Annotated in this window: 1 protein-coding gene; it reads right to left on the minus strand. The window is 62.7% G+C overall.

Annotation, left to right across the window (positions count from 1 at the left end):
- A partial coding sequence (locus RIV14_RS13605) for a GAD-like domain-containing protein (protein ID WP_309325257.1) occupies nt 1-1,577 on the minus strand: 1,577 nt, incomplete at both ends.

The following is a 1,577-nucleotide window of genomic DNA, read 5'->3' on the forward strand; positions in this document are numbered from 1 at the left end:
TGATAGTCAAGCAGATCCTCCTGGATCTGCTGCTCAATCCACTCCGGACCCCACTCAAGATCCTCATCCCTCACAAAACCAACAGAACCACCCTGGCCACCAAGCCCATTGGGACCATCCTGGCCACCGAGGTCGCCAGAGGCGTCTGTGCTGTTGGGTGTGGTTTCTTGGTCGATGAGGAACTGGGTGGCCGTCCCAGCCCAGAAAGTGATGAGATCGGCCCCCAGGTACCTGGGGGTGGACTGCGCCAGGCCTACCAGGAAGGGCACAGCCTTCTGCACACTCAACCGATCAGCGCTGACCTGGTCACCAGAGTTCAACGGCGGAACGAACCCGAGCACCTCGTCAGCACCAGGCACCCCCAGACGAACAATCCCCTCCACAGCCAAAGGCCAACCCGTCACCTCATCCCTACCATAATCCATAAGCGGACGGGTGAAAACACTACAGCCCATGCGCTCCCTGAGAACCGGGTCAGCCATGTCCCTAAAAGCCAACGAGTCCGGGCAGATCTCCCCGGAGATGACGTCAACGTGCAGTGCGGGGCCGGAGATCTCCCCCCACAGAAGCATCCGCCCCAGGGCCGTGCGTGCCACGCAATGCCAGCGCTGGGGCGGGAACGGCAGCTCGATACCCTCCAGCCAGGCGTCCGCCACCGGCGCCCACTCAACAGGATCCGTGATCCACGAGCGCCCATAACCAAAGCCGTCAAACCCGAAACGTCTCCAGATATACAGAACCGACTCAGGAAACACACCCCCAAACCGCTCAAAGTACTCCTCCGGCACCACCCGACCCACACCCAAAGGAGGCATGTCATGATAGTCGAGTAACTCCTCCTGGATCTGCTGCTCGATCCACTCCGGACCCCACTCAAGATCCTCATCCCTCACAAAACCAACAGAACCACCCTGGCCACCAAGCCCGGTGGAACCAACCTGGCCACCAGGGCTTCCAAGGTCGTCGGGGTCGCCGGCGGTGTCGGGGGTGCTTGCGCCTGAGACACCAGGGCCACCCTGGCCATCGGGGGCGTCTGTGCTGTTGGGTGTGGTTTCTTGGTCGATGAGGAACTGGGTGGCCGCCCCACCCCAGGCAGCCATGAGATCAGCCCCCAGGTACCTGGGTGTGGACTGCGCCAGCCCCACCAGGTAGGGCACAGCCTTCTGCACACTCAACCGATCGGCGCTGATCCGGCCACCAAAGCTCAACGGCGGCACAAACCCCAGCACCTCATCAGCCCCCGGCACCCCCAGACGCTCAATCCCCTCCACAGCCAAAGGCCGACCCGACACCTCATCCTCATCAAGATCCACAAGCGGGTCAGTGAACTCAATGCAGCCGCTGCGCTCCCTGACAACCGGATCAGTCATATCCTCAGCAGCGGAGGCGTTCGGGGAAATCTCACCGTTGATGACGTCGATGTCCACGGCCGGCCCGGAGATCTCCCCCCACAGAAGCATCCGCCCCAGGGCGGTGCGTGTCAGGCAGTGCCAGCGCTGGGGCGGGAACGGCAGCTCGATACCCTCCAGCCAGGCGTCCACCACCGGCGCCCACTCAACAGGATCCGTGATCCACGA

The sequence above is a fragment of the Actinomyces acetigenes genome, assembly GCF_031296635.1.
Taxonomy (GTDB): domain Bacteria; phylum Actinomycetota; class Actinomycetes; order Actinomycetales; family Actinomycetaceae; genus Actinomyces; species Actinomyces acetigenes.